18 protein-coding genes are annotated in these 15,664 nt (G+C 45.8%); 14 read left to right on the top strand and 4 right to left on the bottom strand.

Annotated features, from left to right (window positions below; translation table 11 throughout):
• The first annotated feature begins 8 nt into the window (after nucleotides 1–8).
• A complete protein-coding gene (locus OJ16_RS08285; RefSeq protein WP_040989162.1) occupies nucleotides 9–1,235 on the top strand; it encodes an FAD-dependent 2-octaprenylphenol hydroxylase in 1,227 nt (408 codons plus the stop codon).
• Between the two features lie 88 nt (nucleotides 1,236–1,323).
• On the opposite strand, the gene OJ16_RS08280 is transcribed toward OJ16_RS08285, so the two are convergent.
• The 3 genes from OJ16_RS08280 to ygfZ form a co-directional block, all read right to left on the bottom strand.
• A complete protein-coding gene (locus tag OJ16_RS08280) occupies nucleotides 1,324–1,530 on the bottom strand; it encodes a DUF1107 domain-containing protein (protein WP_040989161.1) in 207 nt (68 codons plus the stop codon).
• Nucleotides 1,531–2,122: 592 nt separating this feature from the next.
• The gene (locus tag OJ16_RS08275) at nucleotides 2,123–2,599 is read right to left on the bottom strand and encodes an aminoacyl-tRNA deacylase (RefSeq protein WP_040989193.1); all 477 of its coding nucleotides are present in this window, start codon (nucleotides 2,597–2,599) and stop codon (nucleotides 2,123–2,125) included.
• Nucleotides 2,589–3,560 carry a tRNA-modifying protein YgfZ gene (gene ygfZ / locus OJ16_RS08270; protein ID WP_040989160.1) on the bottom strand — a complete coding sequence of 324 codons (972 nt, stop codon included), beginning with the start codon at nucleotides 3,558–3,560 and terminating at the stop codon, nucleotides 2,589–2,591. Before ygfZ ends, OJ16_RS08275 begins: the two co-directional genes overlap by 11 nt.
• Nucleotides 3,561–3,806: 246 nt before the next feature.
• On the opposite strand from ygfZ, the gene OJ16_RS08265 reads away from it, so the two are divergent.
• Both OJ16_RS08265 and OJ16_RS08260 read left to right on the top strand, forming a co-directional pair.
• Nucleotides 3,807–4,067, top strand: a complete 261-nt coding sequence (locus OJ16_RS08265) for an FAD assembly factor SdhE (RefSeq protein WP_040989159.1) — start codon at nucleotides 3,807–3,809, stop codon at nucleotides 4,065–4,067.
• 49 nt (nucleotides 4,068–4,116) lie between these two features.
• Nucleotides 4,117–4,431, top strand: a complete 315-nt coding sequence (locus OJ16_RS08260) for a hypothetical protein (protein WP_040989158.1) — start codon at nucleotides 4,117–4,119, stop codon at nucleotides 4,429–4,431.
• Nucleotides 4,432–4,475: 44 nt separating this feature from the next.
• Here the strand turns inward: OJ16_RS08260 and nadB are convergent, their stop codons facing one another.
• Complete coding sequence (nadB, locus tag OJ16_RS08255) at nucleotides 4,476–6,095, bottom strand: L-aspartate oxidase (RefSeq protein WP_040989157.1); 1,620 nt, start codon at nucleotides 6,093–6,095, stop codon at nucleotides 4,476–4,478.
• Between the two features lie 312 nt (nucleotides 6,096–6,407).
• Between nadB and rpoE the strand changes: the two genes are divergently transcribed.
• From rpoE to acpS, 11 genes are all read left to right on the top strand, one after another.
• Nucleotides 6,408–6,986 (top strand): RNA polymerase sigma factor RpoE, encoded by a 579-nt coding sequence (gene rpoE, locus OJ16_RS08250; protein ID WP_040989156.1) that lies wholly within the window; start codon nucleotides 6,408–6,410, stop codon nucleotides 6,984–6,986.
• 23 nt (nucleotides 6,987–7,009) lie between these two features.
• A complete protein-coding gene (locus OJ16_RS08245; protein ID WP_040989155.1) occupies nucleotides 7,010–7,630 on the top strand; it encodes a sigma-E factor negative regulatory protein in 621 nt (206 codons plus the stop codon).
• Entirely contained in the window at nucleotides 7,627–8,607 is a 981-nt protein-coding gene (rseB, locus tag OJ16_RS08240; RefSeq protein WP_040989154.1) for a sigma-E factor regulatory protein RseB, read from the top strand. Before OJ16_RS08245 ends, rseB begins: the two co-directional genes overlap by 4 nt.
• On the top strand, nucleotides 8,604–9,074 hold the full coding sequence (locus tag OJ16_RS08235; protein ID WP_040989153.1) for a SoxR reducing system RseC family protein: 471 nt from the start codon (nucleotides 8,604–8,606) through the stop codon (nucleotides 9,072–9,074). Before rseB ends, OJ16_RS08235 begins: the two co-directional genes overlap by 4 nt.
• A gap of 114 nt (nucleotides 9,075–9,188) precedes the next feature.
• Complete coding sequence (gene lepA / locus OJ16_RS08230; protein ID WP_040989152.1) at nucleotides 9,189–10,982, top strand: translation elongation factor 4; 1,794 nt, start codon at nucleotides 9,189–9,191, stop codon at nucleotides 10,980–10,982.
• Between the two features lie 90 nt (nucleotides 10,983–11,072).
• Complete coding sequence (gene lepB / locus OJ16_RS08225; RefSeq protein ID WP_040989151.1) at nucleotides 11,073–11,969, top strand: signal peptidase I; 897 nt, start codon at nucleotides 11,073–11,075, stop codon at nucleotides 11,967–11,969.
• Between the two features lie 15 nt (nucleotides 11,970–11,984).
• Complete coding sequence (gene rnc / locus OJ16_RS08220) at nucleotides 11,985–12,662, top strand: ribonuclease III (protein WP_040989150.1); 678 nt, start codon at nucleotides 11,985–11,987, stop codon at nucleotides 12,660–12,662.
• On the top strand, nucleotides 12,655–13,629 hold the full coding sequence (gene era, locus OJ16_RS08215; RefSeq protein ID WP_040989149.1) for a GTPase Era: 975 nt from the start codon (nucleotides 12,655–12,657) through the stop codon (nucleotides 13,627–13,629). Before rnc ends, era begins: the two co-directional genes overlap by 8 nt.
• A 101-nt stretch (nucleotides 13,630–13,730) precedes the next feature.
• Entirely contained in the window at nucleotides 13,731–14,453 is a 723-nt protein-coding gene (recO, locus tag OJ16_RS08210) for a DNA repair protein RecO (protein WP_040989148.1), read from the top strand.
• Nucleotides 14,450–15,181: a pyridoxine 5'-phosphate synthase gene (gene pdxJ / locus OJ16_RS08205; protein ID WP_040989147.1), complete on the top strand. Its 732-nt coding sequence runs from the start codon at nucleotides 14,450–14,452 to the stop codon at nucleotides 15,179–15,181. Before recO ends, pdxJ begins: the two co-directional genes overlap by 4 nt.
• Before the next feature lie 3 nt (nucleotides 15,182–15,184).
• Entirely contained in the window at nucleotides 15,185–15,568 is a 384-nt protein-coding gene (acpS, locus tag OJ16_RS08200; RefSeq protein WP_040989146.1) for a holo-ACP synthase, read from the top strand.
• Nucleotides 15,569–15,664: the final 96 nt, after the last annotated feature.

Genomic DNA, 15,664 nt, shown 5'->3' with positions numbered 1-15,664 from the left:
GCAAATAGATGATGCAAAGCGTTGATATTGCGATTGTTGGTGGTGGCATGGTTGGCCTTGCACTGGCGGCAGCAATGAAAGACAGCGATTTGAGAATCGCAGTGATTGAAAGCCGAGAGCCTGAAAGTGATCTTCGAGAATTACCGGATGTGCGTGTATCGGCATTGAGTCGTTCTAGCGAAAGTATTCTGCGTAATCTTGGCGCATGGCAAGGGATTATCGACCGTCGAGCGGCCGCTTATCGTGCCATGGAAGTATGGGAGCAAGACAGCTTTGCTCGCATTGAATTTGATGCAGAAAAAATGGCACAGCCAGATCTGGGCCATATCGTCGAAAACCGAGTCATTCAATTGGCACTGCTTGAACAAGTACAAAAGCAGTCTAACGTTACTCTCTTTATGCCTGCTCAATGCCAATCAATGGCAATGGGAGAAAGTGAAGCATGGCTGACGCTGGACAATGGCCAATCGCTGACGGCTAAATTGGTGGTTGGCGCTGACGGTGCGAATTCCTGGGTTCGTCGCCAGCAAGATATTCCTTTGACGCATTGGGATTATGGCCACAGTGCGATTGTTGCTAACGTATGGACGCAAGAACCGCATGAAAAGATAGCCCGTCAAATTTTCACGCCACAAGGGCCTTTGGCATTTCTACCAATGGGAGGCAGTCAAATGAGCTCGATCGTTTGGTCAACCGAGCCTAGCCGTGCTGAACGTTTGGTGTCGATGGATAAAGAGGCCTTCAATAAAGCGTTGACGGCAGAATTTGATGCTCGCCTTGGTATGTGTGAAGTGATCGGTGAGCGCTTTGCCTTTCCACTTAAAATGCGTTATGCCCGAGATTTTGTGACTGAACGTGTGGCCTTGGTCGGCGATGCGGCGCATACGATCCATCCACTGGCTGGTCAAGGCGTGAACCTAGGCTTATTGGATGCCGCTTGCTTGGCGCAAGAGGTCTTGCAGTTGTGGCAAAAAGGGCAAGATATTGGCAGTAAGCGAAACCTTCGTAGCTATGAGCGCTGGCGTAAAGCGGAAGCGGCGAAAATGATCACTGCGATGCAAGGTTTCCGTGACCTGTTTGAAGGAAATAACCCAGCGAAGAAGCTAATTCGTGGCCTTGGTATGAAACTGGCGGGTCAACTTCCTGGTGCGAAAGATGAGATAATGAAGCGAGCGTTGGGCTTGAAAGGCGATTTGCCTAACTTGGCCAAATACCCGCTTTCATCGATTCAATAGCGCGATGATGTGATTGTCTTTAAATGGAAAAGGTTGGCATTGAGCCAACCTTTTTATTTGTTCTGATTTTCTTCGAGTCTTCAGCGGGCTAGGCGTAGGCGCAACGCAAGCGCATGATCTCTTTGTTTACTTCTTTAACTGCTTGAAAATGTCTATGTTCTGCTTGTTCTGGCAAAATCAGTTTTCCGTTGTCGAATTCAAATTTTCCGACACCATAAATATAGATTCTACCCTTGAAAAGCCGACTTACGTGTTTCGCGATCATACCGGGTGTATAGCGCTTAAACAGTCTCATAGAATTATCCTTATATTATCAAGCCGCGGTGATTATAGTGATTCCCCGTTTGTAAATGTGTGACTTTGTTAGGGGAATAATCAGTTGTAGTTTATCAATTTGGATAATTGTGCTGTCGTGAGCAAAACAGCGGACAAAACACCAAATTCGTGTGATTTAAACCTCACTAATCTTCTGACGTTGAAGTGGGTCATTAAGTTCCAATGGACGATTATTTGACCATCGGACTATGACATAATTAAGAATAGCTGATTAAAAGTTAACTTTGCTAAGGGAATGTAATTTTTTAGGCAAAAAAAAGCCCGCTATGAGCGGGCGAATAGTCACAGATGCATTACACAAAAAAGTGGATATCCTTGAGTCATTCAATGGATTCACTTCTACTCATAGAGGCTTATCGGGCAAATCTGTTCAGAAAGGTTCTGGGGTGATTATGTTAGCCAAACTGCGCTCTATGCGTTTTGTTATCATAAAGTAAAAAATATCACGCGACTACTTATGCTTTTAAATTGAATAAAAATACCAGCCTGAGCGGTGGTAGTTGTGAATTAGGTAGTATTTCTTGGTATTTATTACACTTGTTACATGGAAACTAACGGCAAATATGGGCAAATCGAGGTTGGCAAAGTTGGATAAGGTCGCTCAGGTCGAGTGCAATACCGGCCATGTTTGAACCGCTGCTAATGGTCACTTCCGACTCTGACTTAAGGAGGGGATCAAAGATAATGGGCATTGGGGTTTTGAGTTGGAGTGGCGTTACAGCTCCGGCTTGATAGCCAGTGATCTCGGGAATTTGAGCCAAATCAACACAAGTCATTCGGCGATATTGTAATAGCGCGCGAACTTTTTTTGGATCGACCGCTTGATCGCCAGGAACACAAGCAAGCGCATAGCGATCACTCATGTCACGTAACAGAATAGCTTTGACCATTTGAGCGGGACGAATGCCTCGTTGGCGAGCGGTCTCTTCAATGCTGATGGTTGGTGATTGATGCCTCAGCAGGCGATAGGCCACCTGCTGAGAATCTAAGTACTGAGTGACAGCCGTGTGATGAATGTTATTCGTCATCATCAAGTGAGTAAGGCAGTGCTTGGATAGTCCAAGTCGCTTGAGGCTGAGAAGCAAGGCGCAATGCGGTTTCTGCTTCAAGGTTATTCGGCAGCACAACAAGGCCGAGGGTTTCGCCGTCATTAAAGCGGTAATAAGCCATTAATTTGCCTGCCCCACGCCAGTTTTCACCGACTGCACGTTCTAAGCTTGTTTCTTCTCCAATATCGCTATCGGTGTGGCCTTTAACAATATACATCGCACGTTTATTGATGCCGCGATATTTCGCACGCGCAACCGTTTCTTGCCCGGTGTAACAGCCTTTTTTAAAGCTGATGCCATTCAGTGCTTGCAGATTGATGGCTTGTGGAATGTGTTCGTTTTGCTCGACTTGTTCAATGATCGGTAAGGCTGCTTGAATATCATAAAGACGCCAAAGTGCCTCTTCTACTTTTAGTGCCTCGATTTGATTAACAAGGGTTTCAGCGGCTTGTGGATCAAGCACCAATAACCAACGTTGTTCATCAATCTTTACTGCGCTGCCACCGTTATTCAGCTGGCGAACATCACCCCCTGTGGTCGTCAAGCTGTCAATCATCGCCTGAGCTTGCTCACCGAACAGCCCTAGTAGGATATCGTGGCTTTCAATGATGTCGACTTTGGAGAAAATAGCGTATTTTTTTAATTCAGCCAGTTGTTTTTCTATGGCTGACTTTGGTTCAAACAACGCATAACCCGCTTGGTGATGGAATAGACGAAATGCAGCCCACACTTTTCCTTTCGCATCACAATGTGCACCAAAGGTCGATTGGTCTTGGGGTAGTTGCACCACATCGCAGGTCACTTGGCCTTGCAAGTAGGATTTCGCATCGTTGCCAATCAGTGAAATGATTCCCCATGATTTTAGGTGAGTCAGCATTAATGCCGGTAATGGGTCACTCGATAAGGTAGGGTGCGGTGTAAAGTCGTTGAGCCAATCCATGATGGGTACCTTGATGATTCTGGTGCAAAAATAGAGTTTGTTAATGTTAAGTCTTGTTATGGGCATTACGCAACAATAGAAATAGGAATTGCTTTGGTGGGTCAGCGTAAAGGGGGATCGCTTTTATTATTGTCGTCAAACGACCTCACTCGCAAAAGTGTGACAGCAATGTGATTGAGTTAGTGGTTGTTACAAGCCTAGCTTGTTACACTCGAGCCAAATAACCGGCACAGGTGAGGAAGAAGAATGTACACCGCGGAAGAAAAAGCACGTATCAAATGGGCATGTCGTCGTGGCATGCTAGAGTTAGATGTTGTCGTGATGCCATTTTTTGAAGAGTGCTTCGATGCGTTAACCGAAACAGAGCAACGTGATTTTGTTTCTTTGCTTGAGTGCGATGATCCTGATCTGTTCACTTGGATTATGGGACATGCTCGTAGTGAAAACTTAAGCCACGCATGTATCGTAGATAAGATCGTTGCACATAACCTCAGTAAAGTGCGTTAAGCTCCACGCTCAGCGCAGTCTTCATTATAGACAGGTCAATACGATACTCATGGTATTGGCCTGTAGTTTTATCATCCTCAGTGATCTCTCTATTGCCCCCACTTTTTGTCTACTCTATCTACTGATTAAAGAACACCAAAACGATGGATTATTAATAAAATCTCTGCAAGGCGACATGATGTTTTATTCCGATGGTCGGGTGATTCTCGGTGACTCTGAGGGGCAGTGTACCTTGGCATTATTCCCGTTTGTTGAATGGTTTTTGCTATTACGCATCGATAAAGGTTGGTGCTTGTTGTGGCGAGATAGCGTCGACACATCGACGTATCGGCAATTGGTGATCCAAATAAAAAGGGATCATTAAGATCCCTTTTTATGCCAACTCGAGCGTGTAGATAAGTCTTTGCCTTATTCTACAGGGGCTTTTTGGGGCGCTAGAATGGTTGGGCCGCTGTCTTTTTTCTGTTCTGGATAATCAAGCGTGTAGTGTAGGCCACGGCTTTCTTTACGTTGCATCGCACAACGAACCATCAACTCAGCGACTTGCAGCAAATTACGCAGCTCAAGCAAGTTATTTGAAACACGGAAGTTACTGTAGTACTCATGTGTTTCTTGTTGTAATAACTGGATGCGGCGCAGTGCTCGTTCGAGACGTTTGTCTGTACGCACGATACCCATGTAATCCCACATAAACAGACGCAGTTCATGCCAGTTATGTTGGATGATCACTTCTTCATCACTGTTGGTAACTTGGCTCTCATCCCAACAAGGTAGCGTCGGTGGTAGCTCAACATTATTTATATTATCAATAATGCTCTTTGCGGCTGACCAAGCATAGACCACACATTCTAATAAAGAGTTAGAAGCCATACGGTTCGCGCCATGCAGGCCGGTGTAGCTTACTTCCCCAATCGCGTAGAGATGAGATAAATCGGTTTGACCACGCTGATCGACCATCACACCACCACAAGTATAGTGAGCGGCCGGTACAATAGGGATTGGCTCTTTGGTCATATCAATCCCTAACTCCATTAACTTCGCGTGAATGGTTGGGAAGTGTTTTTCGATAAACTCTGCTGGTTTATGACTGATGTCGACATACATGCAGTCAGCGCCAAGGCGCTTCATTTCAAAGTCGATAGCACGAGCGACGACATCTCGAGGAGCCAGCTCTGCACGCTCATCAAAATCAGGCATAAAGCGAGTGCCATCTGGGCGACGCAGGAATGCACCTTCACCGCGTAGGGCTTCCGTTAATAGGAAGTTGCGTGATTCTGGGTGGTATAAGCAAGTGGGATGGAACTGGTTAAACTCAAGGTTGGCGACACGACAACCGGCACGCCAAGCGATAGCAATGCCATCACCAGAAGAGACATCCGGATTTGAAGTGTACTGATACACCTTTGAGGCGCCACCGGTGGCGAGAACCACGAATTTCGCACGGACGGTTTCAACGTGCTCATCATTGCGGTTCCAGATATAGGCACCGATCACCTTCTCACTATCACCACCAATTTTGTCTTCAGTGATTAGGTCAAGAGCATTATGACGCTCTAAAACCGTAATGTTAGGGTGATTATGAACATTATCTTGCAGCGATGTTTGCATCGCCATCCCGGTCGCGTCTGCGGCATGCAGAATGCGGCGGTGACTGTGGCCACCTTCTCGGGTTAGGTGATAACGAGGCGCTTCATCGCTGTCATTTTCAACACGGTCAAAGGGGACGCCGCCATCAATTAACCACTGCACACACTCTTTCGCGTTTTCAGCAATAAATTTAACGGTTTCTTCTTCACAGATGCCTCCGCCTGCAATCAGCGTATCTTCAACGTGTGAATCTATGCTGTCAGACTCATCAAACACCGCGGCAATACCGCCTTGGGCGTAAAATGTTGCACCTTCACTGCGTGGTCCTTTACTTAACACAATGACTTTGCCATGTTCGGCTACACGCAACGCTAACGATAGACCGGCCGCACCACTACCTACCACTAACACATCACACTGATGTTCACGGTTCGCGTTCATAAAAGTTTTAAAATCCTGAGTTATCGTAGAGTGGAAGCACTCTATCTAAAACGATTAATGCCAATAATAACACTCAGTCCATCGGAATAGTGTTTTATTGTCATTGCTTTTCATGCCTGTCGTCCGCACAATCGAGCAAAGACGAAGTAGCCCATTACTTAATCACAAAAAACAGAATTTTCTTTGAACTTTCTGTTTTTTGCCTGGTCACAATAGTGCTCAAGTAAGCAGTGGTGTCAATACTACATTATGCATAATAAATACTCATATCTGTTTAGGTAAGGGTGTAGAACGATAGGAGTACCCGCTCGAATGAACGAGCAGCTGACCGATCAAGTATTAATTGAGCGAGTTCAGAGTGGCGATAAGCAAGCATTCAATTTATTAGTTTTGAGATATCAAAACAAAGTCTGCAACCTTATTTCCCGTTACGTTAATAACCCTGGCGATGTGCCTGACGTAGCGCAAGAAGCATTTATTAAAGCTTATCGAGCAATACCGAGTTTCCGTGGCGAAAGCGCATTTTATACTTGGTTATATCGTATCGCTGTTAATACTGCGAAAAACCACCTAGCCGCTCAAAGCCGTAGGCCGCCAGCGCAAGATGTGGACACTGAAGACGCCGAATATTATGAAACGGGGAGTGCATTAAAAGAAATATCGAACCCTGAGAACTTAACGTTGTCCAATGAATTGAAACGTGTCGTTTTCGGTGCGATAGAAGCACTACCTGACGATTTAAAAACTGCGATGACTTTGCGTGAGCTGGATGGCTTAAGCTATGAAGAGATTGCCGCAGTAATGGATTGCCCTGTTGGAACGGTACGTTCGCGTATCTTCCGTGCACGAGAAGCGGTTGAGAAAAAAATCCAACCACTTTTGCAACGCTAGTCGCAACTAATATGGTGAAAAGAATGGCTGACAAAGAGAAACTTTCAGCACTCATGGATGGAGAACTGGTTGATAAGGCTTTGATTGTAGAGCTGGAAAATGACCAGAATGGCTTAGAAGCGTGGAAAAACTACCATTTAATTGGTGATGTTCTACGTGGTGAGGCACCTCAAAAGCCGGAGTGGAATATTGCTGAAAGCGTTGCTTTAGCGCTAGAAAATGAACCTGCACATAATGTGTTTACGGCGAATAACGTCAGTGACATTAATGAAGCGAGAATTGAATCTCAACCAGCACCGCACCAAGCAAAACGTCATCTGCCAACGTGGATAACGCAATTTGGTCAAGTTGGTATTGCGGCGTGTGTGTCTCTTGCCGTGATTTTAGGTGTGCAACAGTTTGGTGGTGAAGCAACCAGTGAAACGGATCAATTGCCTGTACTCCAGACGATCCCGTTTAGTGGTAGTGTTGAACCGGTGAGTTTAACTCGCGATTCAATCGACACCTCATCAAAGAATGACATTAACGTACAAGAGCAGCGTCGCCGCATTAATGCTATGCTGCAAGATTACGAACTCCAGCTTAGACTGAACAGTGAAAGCGCAATGGAGCGTAACGATAATCCAGATACGGTAGTTGAATGAAAAAAATTCTGATCAGTGCGCTGACACTGTTCAGTTTGAATACACCATTAGCCTTTGCTGGTGAACCACCTGCAGAGGCTTTGTTGCATCAAATGAACGACGCAAGTCAGCACCTCAATTATGAACTCTCTTATATCCTGATTAAGAAAAATAGTATTGAACCGCTATTATATCGCCACGCACTTGATGGTGAGCAGCAGCTTGCGCATCTAGTCTACCTCAGCGGACCGATTCGTGAAGTTATCCGTCGTGGTGATGAAGTGAGTTACATTGAACCCGGTGTCGATCCTTTTACGATTGAATCGGGCAATATGGTTGCGCCGACCATTCCGATGCTGAATTCGAACATTGACCAACTCAGCGACATTTACGACTTTATTAAAGTCGGTCGTGCGCGTGAGGCGGGCGTTGCTTGTCAGGTCATTCGTGTTGTGCCAAAAGACGGTCTCCGTTATAGCTACATGTTATGGGTTGATGAAACCAGCCACCTGCCATTACGCGCCGATCTAGTGGATCGTGATGGCGAAGTCCTCGAGCAATACCGCACGATCTCGTACAACGTCACCGACAAAATTGCTGAAGTACTCAGCGGTTTGAATGAGGTGAAGTTGCCTCAGGTACTGTCTTTACCGAAAGGCGAAGTTAAACAAACATTCTGGACGGTGGGCTGGATACCAAAAGGTTTTGAAGCGAAAGAGCTCAATCGTTATCGTATGGCGGTGACGGATCAAATGGTTGAAAGTCAGATGTACAGTGATGGCTTGTTTAGCTTCTCGATTTATATTTCTCAACGAGATGATCACTCATTGAAAGGGCAAATTGTTCGCCAAGGTCGTCGTACCCTGCATACTTTTGTTCGTGGCGATGCAGAAATCTCAGTGGTGGGGGATATTCCTCCTGCAACCGCTAAGCGAATCGCTCAGTCGATTTCTTTTGTTAAGCCGAACGTTGAAGTGCAAGAGAAACTCACACAATGATGACGGCATTAGCGACGGTATCATCGGTGGTTCAAAGCCAATCGGGATATCAGGTAGAGTTGAGTTGTGAGCAAAAAACCAGTTGCTCTAGCTGTGCTTCGCAAAAAAATTGCGGTACCGGCATTGTCTCTAAAGCGATCGGTAGCAAAACGCTCTATTGGCATTTAGTGACGAAACAATTACTGCAAGTTGGCCAAGTTGTTGAAATTGGCATGGCCGAAAAGAACCTACTGCAATCGGCGGCGATTGTTTACCTTGTCCCATTGTTTTCGCTCATCTTTGGCGCCCTCGTTGCGCATTGGTGGGTCGCGCCAGCATTCGGCTTAGGGGAGGGCGTTGTCATTCTATGCTCAGCCTTAGCGACGGTGCTTGGCATTATGCTTGCCAAGCGTTTTGCTTCTCGCATAGAGCGACAATCCTCGCAACAAGTCATATTATTAAGAGTATTGGGCGAGCCTATCCAGTGAAATACTCAAGTGACTTGGGTAACAAAATTGGATAGAATCCTCCAACTTGATTGAAATGCCGTCAAACGACGGCTTTCTTATGTCCTATTTAAAAGAGCTTAGTCATACCAAACCATGAAGCACATTCGTAACTTTTCGATTATCGCCCACATCGACCACGGTAAGTCGACCCTATCTGACCGTCTGATCCAAGTTTGTGGCGGTTTATCCGATCGCGAAATGGCAGCCCAAGTTCTTGACTCTATGGACCTTGAACGTGAGCGCGGTATTACCATCAAAGCACAAAGTGTGACTCTTGATTACACGGCGAAAGACGGTGAAACATACCAGCTAAACTTCATCGACACTCCGGGGCACGTAGACTTCTCTTACGAAGTTTCTCGCTCTCTTGCTGCCTGTGAAGGTGCGCTATTGGTTGTCGATGCCGGTCAAGGCGTAGAAGCACAAACTTTGGCAAACTGCTACACCGCAATCGAAATGAACCTAGAAGTGGTTCCGATTCTAAATAAAATCGATTTACCAGCAGCTGAGCCTGAGCGCGTAGCGGAAGAGATCGAAGAGATTGTTGGCATCGACGCGATGGAAGCAACGCGTTGTAGTGCAAAAACAGGTTTAGGTGTTGACGATGTTCTAGAAAACATCGTAGCGGCGATCCCAGCGCCAGAAGGCGATCCAGATGCGCCACTACAAGCGCTGATCATCGACTCATGGTTTGATAACTACCTTGGTGTTGTTTCTTTGGTTCGTGTTAAAAACGGCTCAATCAAGAAAAACGACAAGATCAAAGTAATGAGTACTGGCCAAGTTTGGGGTGTTGACCGTCTAGGTATCTTCACACCAAAACAGATTGATACCAAAGAGCTTAATACTGGTGAAGTTGGCTGGGTAGTTTGTGGTATCAAAGACATCTTGGGTGCACCAGTAGGCGATACGCTAACACTGGCTAAAAACGGCAGTGAGAAAGCGCTACCAGGCTTTAAAAAAGTGAAGCCTCAGGTATACGCGGGCTTGTTCCCTGTTTCATCTGATGATTACGAAAACTTCCGTGATGCACTAGGCAAGCTAAGCCTAAACGATGCGTCACTGTTCTATGAGCCAGAAAGCTCAGCAGCACTAGGCTTTGGTTTCCGTTGTGGTTTCCTTGGCATGTTGCACATGGAAATCATTCAAGAGCGTCTAGAGCGTGAGTACGATCTCGACCTTATCACTACCGCACCAACCGTAGTGTACGAAGTGATCCAAACCGACGGTACCACGCTGTACGTTGATAGTCCGGCAAAATTGCCAGCGATCAACGATATCGAAGAAATGCGTGAGCCGATTGCTCGCTGTAATATCTTGGTACCAGCGGATTACCTAGGTAATGTGATCACCTTGTGTGTTGAAAAACGCGGTATGCAGGTAGACATGGTTTACCACGGTAACCAAGTGGCAGTGACTTACGATATTCCAATGGCAGAAGTGGTTCTCGACTTCTTTGACCGTTTGAAATCAACGTCACGTGGCTATGCGTCACTGGATTACAACTTCCAACGTTTTGAAATGTCGAACATGGTACGTGTAGACGTACTATTGAATGGCGACAAAGTGGATGCACTTGCAATCATCACTCACAAAGATCAATCACAAAACCGTGGTCGTCTATTGGTTGAGAAGATGAAAGAGTTCATTCCTCGTCAAATGTTTGATATCGCAATTCAAGCAGCGATTGGTAACCACATCATCGCGCGTTCTACCGTTAAGCAGTTACGTAAAAACGTAATCGCAAAATGTTACGGTGGCGATATCAGCCGTAAGAAGAAACTGTTGAAGAAACAGAAAGAAGGTAAGAAACGTATGAAGCAGATCGGTAACGTTGAACTGCCTCAAGAAGCGTTCCTAGCGATTCTTCATGTTGGTAAAGATTAATAAATTGAGCAACCGCTCAGTATCATGATCAAATAAAGTGAAAGGGTTTCGGCTCTTTCACTTTCGCATTTTTGAAAGTAAGGGAAGTCAATGGCGAATACATTTTCACTCATTCTCGTTTTAGTCACTTTAATTACGGGAATCGTATGGGTGCTAGAGAAGTTAGTTTTTGCGAAAAAACGTCAGCTAAAATTAGCTGAAGTGGAAGCGCAGACTAACGGCTTAGATGCGGCGGCAAAAGAAAAAGTCAGCGCGCAGCCTTGGTGGATTGAAAATAGCGTATCGATTTTCCCTGTTATTGCCTTTGTCTTGGTACTGCGTTCATTTATTTATGAACCGTTTCAGATCCCTTCGGGTTCGATGATGCCAACGCTATTAGTTGGTGATTTTATTCTGGTTGAGAAATACGCTTACGGTCTAAAAGATCCAGTATGGCGCACACAATTAGTCGAAACCGGTAAGCCTGAGCGTGGCGATTCAGTGGTGTTTAAATACCCACCACAGCCAAGCATTGACTACATTAAACGTGTAGTCGGTTTGCCAGGTGATATCGTACGTTACAGCCGCGACAAAGACATTTGTATTCAAAAACCAGGTGAAGGCATTTGTAAGCCAGTGAAATTATCGAACGTGACGGAAAGCCAGTTTATGCAAAGTGGTGTTCCGATGGTTCAAATGAATGAACAACTTGGCGAGCATGCGCATCAAATTCTTATCAATCCACTTCGTCGTGATCGCGTCGAGGCCTATGAGCCACGCAGCGGTGTCAGTGAGTGGGTTGTTCCAGAAGGTCAATACTTTGTGATGGGTGATAACCGTGACAACAGTGCTGACAGTCGCTACTGGGGCTTTGTTCCAGAAGCCAATTTAGTCGGTAAAGCCGTTGCTATTTGGATCAGCTTTGAATTTGAGCGTGATGAAAATAGCGTTTTACCTACTTGGATCCCAACCGATGTACGCTTCAATCGCATCGGTGGTATTAACTAACCAAATCGAGAGAGTATGAATTCTCCAATCGCAATTTTAGAGAAAAAACTCGGCTACACATTTAATGATGCCGAGTTTATCCATCTGGCGCTGACTCACCGTAGCGCCAATGGGAAACACAATGAACGTCTTGAGTTTCTGGGCGATTCAATTTTAAGTTTTGTCATTGCTGATGATTTGTATCACCGTTTTCCGAAAGTGAATGAGGGTGATATGAGCCGTATGCGTGCAACGCTGGTGCGTGGTAATACGTTGGCTGAATTAGGGCGTGAGTTTGTCCTAGGAGATTACTTAAAATTAGGTCCAGGTGAATTGAAGAGTGGCGGTTTCCGTCGTGATTCTATTCTAGCCGATGCAGTTGAAGCGATTATTGGCGCGATCTATTTAGATAGTGACGTTGAAGTTGTTCGTCGCGTTGTGCTTAGCTGGTATCAATCTCGTTTAGATGAAATTAAACCGGGTGCATCACAAAAAGATCCAAAAACTCGTCTTCAAGAGTTTTTGCAAGGAAGAAGAAAACCTCTTCCAACCTATATTGTGACTAATATTAAAGGTGAGGCACACAACCAAGAGTTTACTGTGTCTTGTGAGATTGCAGGTATTGGATCGCCTGTAATTGGCAAAGGTACCAGCCGTCGCAAGGCAGAACAAGCGGCTGCGGAAAGCGCATTAGAGCAATTGACCAATGACTGATTCAAAAGATAATAACGAGTTTGATATCGACGCCTTCTTTAACTCAACCAGTAAAGAAAGCACACCTGAAAACCAACACTGTGGCTTTATCGCGATTGTTGGTCGCCCTAACGTAGGCAAATCAACACTACTGAACAACATCCTTGGTCAGAAGATTTCGATTACCTCACGTAAGCCACAAACGACCCGTCACCGCATCATGGGCGTTGACACTCAAGGTGATTACCAAGCGATCTTCGTTGATACGCCAGGGTTACACATTGAAGAGAAGCGTGCGATTAACCGTTTGATGAACCGTGCAGCAAGCTCATCACTGAGTGATGTAAACTTGGTGTTCTTTGTTGTCGATGGTACGCACTGGACTGCTGACGATGAAATGGTACTGAATAAGCTGCGTAACGCTAAGTTCCCAGTGGTTTTATGTATCAACAAGGTAGACGTTGTTGCAGACCGAAATGATGTCATGAAGCACATGTCAGACATTTCAAGTTTGATGGACTTTGTCGATATCGTGCCAATTTCAGCGAAGTTGGGTAAGAACGTTGACGTGTTGCGTAAGCACGTGCGTGATTTCCTTCCGAAAGCGACGCACCATTTCCCTGAAGAGTATGTGACAGACCGTTCACAGCGCTTCATGGCATCTGAAATTGTACGTGAAAAATTGATGCGTTTTACGGGTGAGGAATTACCTTACTCTGTAACGGTTGAAATTGAGCGTTTCGATTACAACCCAGATACGGATGGCTTCCATATCAATGCCCTAATTCTTGTTGAGCGTAGTGGTCAGAAGAAGATGGTGATTGGTAAAGGCGGCGATAAGATCAAAACCATCGGTCGCGAAGCGCGTCTTGATATGGAAGAATTGTTCGGCCGTAAAGTTTACCTAGAAACTTGGGTAAAAGTGAAATCAGGTTGGGCTGACGATGAGCGCGCCCTACGTTCACTGGGTTACATCGACGATTTATAATTTCGAATAGCGAGAGTATGTCGCTCCGAAATTGAACTGATAATAAGGAGCCGTTTGGCTCCTTATTTTGTTTCTAACCCGCAAAAATCTTGGATGGAAAAATGTCAGAAGGCTTGCAGCGTTGTTTTGTGCTTCATCGCCGTCCTTACAGTGAATCAAGTTTAATTCTTGATGTCTTTAGTGAGGAGTATGGCCGAGTGACGCTGATGTCTAAAGGCGCGCGTAGTAAACGCTCGAACCTAAAAGGTGCCTTACAGCCTTTTACGCCACTCTTGCTCAAATGGTCAGGCAATGGCTCGATGAAAACCCTACGCCAAGCTGAACCCATTAGTCTCGGTCTACCGCTTTCAGGCATTTTCCTCTACTCAGCAATGTACGTGAATGAATTGCTTGGGCGGGTATTGATGGCTGAAGTGGCGATGCCGGGGTTGTTTCATGATTATCTCCACGCGTTGACAGAATTGGCACAAGCGGAGAACCCAGAACCAGCTCTGCGCCGTTTCGAGTTAGCGCTACTGTCTGCCATGGGGTACGGGGTCGATTTTCTCCATTGTGCTGGGACAGGAGAGCCGGTAGACCCGAAGATGACTTATCGCTATCGTGAGCAGAAAGGTTTTATTGCCTCAGTACGATTCGACAACCTCTCGTTCCGAGGTGATGAGTTGATCGCGATCAGCGAGCGCCGCTTTGTGACTAAAGAGCAGCTTCAAGCGGCAAAGCGCTTTACACGTATAGCCTTAAAGCCTTATCTTGGCGGTAAACCATTAAAAAGTAGGGAACTCTTTATTTCAAGAGCCCCACGAGCAAGGAGTATTGAAAAATGAGCTCAATTTACCTAGGTGTCAATATTGACCATATCGCAACGTTACGTAATGCACGCGGAACGAAATACCCCGATCCTGTCCATGCGGCAGAGATAGCAGAGCGAGCTGGGGCGGATGGCATCACCATTCACCTACGTGAAGATCGTCGCCATATTAATGATCGCGATGTGCGTATTCTTAGTGAAACGCTGCAAACGCGCATGAATCTTGAAATGGCGGTAACGGATGAAATGGTTGAGATTGCATTAAAAACCAATCCGGAATATGTATGCCTCGTACCAGAAAAGCGTGAAGAGTTGACGACAGAAGGCGGGCTTAACGTCGCCGGTCAATTAGAGAAAGTGAAAGCGGCGACTCAAACGTTGTCGGCTGCCGGTATCAAGGTTTCTCTTTTTATTGATGCGGATCGTGAACAAATTGATGCAGCAAAAGCCTGCGGTGCGCCCTTTATTGAGCTTCATACGGGCCACTATGCCGATGCAGAAAGTGACATTGAGCAAGCCAATGAGCTGAAAAAAATTGCGGCAGGGGCGAGTTATGCTGCGAGTTTGGGCATTGTCGTCAATGCGGGACACGGTTTGACCTATCATAACGTGGCGGCAATCGCAGCCATTCCAGAAATCTACGAGCTCAATATTGGTCACTCTATCATTGGTCGCGCTGCATTTGATGGTTTGGGCAAAGCGGTTGCAGATATGAAAGCCCTGATGGTTGAAGCGCGTAAATAAGTCATGGCTATCGTCGGTTTAGGAACAGATATTGCTGAAATTGAGCGAGTCGAAAAAGCGTTAACTCGTAGCGGTCCTGCATTTGCGGAGCGGATTTTGACGCCGGATGAATTGGTCGTTTTTCATTCTATTAAGCAGCAAGGGCGCTATTTGGCGAAACGCTTTGCGGCTAAAGAAGCTGCATCAAAAGCGCTGGGTACGGGCATTGCAATGGGGGTGAGTTTTCAAGACTTTACCATTAGTAATGACGCTTGGGGCAAGCCAATATTGACGCTGAGCAATAAAGCCTTGGAGATTGCACAGCAACGTAAGGTCAGCAGTATTCATCTGTCTATTTCTGACGAACGTCATTATGCGATGGCCACGGTTATTTACGAAAGCCATTAATAGCCATCCACATAAGTCGGTGATCATCTTTGCAGATTGGTATTACAACGGACTTTGTGGAATCGATAAAAAAAGAGCGCAATGTGATGCGCTCTT

Origin of the sequence: Vibrio renipiscarius (assembly GCF_000827885.1) — a bacterium.
Taxonomy (GTDB): Bacteria; Pseudomonadota; Gammaproteobacteria; order Enterobacterales; family Vibrionaceae; genus Vibrio; species Vibrio renipiscarius.
The sequence above is the reverse complement of the archived record's forward strand: the minus strand, read 5'-3'. Positions and strand labels throughout refer to the sequence as shown.

Coding starts and splice junctions, on each gene's coding strand:
- OJ16_RS08285 (WP_040989162.1), top strand. CDS start 9: ATGATGCAAAGCGTTGATATTGCGATTGTTGGTGGTGGCATGGTTGGC.
- OJ16_RS08280 (WP_040989161.1), bottom strand. CDS start 1,530: ATGAGACTGTTTAAGCGCTATACACCCGGTATGATCGCGAAACACGTA.
- OJ16_RS08275 (WP_040989193.1), bottom strand. CDS start 2,599: ATGACGAATAACATTCATCACACGGCTGTCACTCAGTACTTAGATTCT.
- ygfZ (WP_040989160.1), bottom strand. CDS start 3,560: ATGGATTGGCTCAACGACTTTACACCGCACCCTACCTTATCGAGTGAC.
- OJ16_RS08265 (WP_040989159.1), top strand. CDS start 3,807: ATGTACACCGCGGAAGAAAAAGCACGTATCAAATGGGCATGTCGTCGT.
- OJ16_RS08260 (WP_040989158.1), top strand. CDS start 4,117: ATGGTATTGGCCTGTAGTTTTATCATCCTCAGTGATCTCTCTATTGCC.
- nadB (WP_040989157.1), bottom strand. CDS start 6,095: ATGAACGCGAACCGTGAACATCAGTGTGATGTGTTAGTGGTAGGTAGT.
- rpoE (WP_040989156.1), top strand. CDS start 6,408: ATGAACGAGCAGCTGACCGATCAAGTATTAATTGAGCGAGTTCAGAGT.
- OJ16_RS08245 (WP_040989155.1), top strand. CDS start 7,010: ATGGCTGACAAAGAGAAACTTTCAGCACTCATGGATGGAGAACTGGTT.
- rseB (WP_040989154.1), top strand. CDS start 7,627: ATGAAAAAAATTCTGATCAGTGCGCTGACACTGTTCAGTTTGAATACA.
- OJ16_RS08235 (WP_040989153.1), top strand. CDS start 8,604: ATGATGACGGCATTAGCGACGGTATCATCGGTGGTTCAAAGCCAATCG.
- lepA (WP_040989152.1), top strand. CDS start 9,189: ATGAAGCACATTCGTAACTTTTCGATTATCGCCCACATCGACCACGGT.
- lepB (WP_040989151.1), top strand. CDS start 11,073: ATGGCGAATACATTTTCACTCATTCTCGTTTTAGTCACTTTAATTACG.
- rnc (WP_040989150.1), top strand. CDS start 11,985: ATGAATTCTCCAATCGCAATTTTAGAGAAAAAACTCGGCTACACATTT.
- era (WP_040989149.1), top strand. CDS start 12,655: ATGACTGATTCAAAAGATAATAACGAGTTTGATATCGACGCCTTCTTT.
- recO (WP_040989148.1), top strand. CDS start 13,731: ATGTCAGAAGGCTTGCAGCGTTGTTTTGTGCTTCATCGCCGTCCTTAC.
- pdxJ (WP_040989147.1), top strand. CDS start 14,450: ATGAGCTCAATTTACCTAGGTGTCAATATTGACCATATCGCAACGTTA.
- acpS (WP_040989146.1), top strand. CDS start 15,185: ATGGCTATCGTCGGTTTAGGAACAGATATTGCTGAAATTGAGCGAGTC.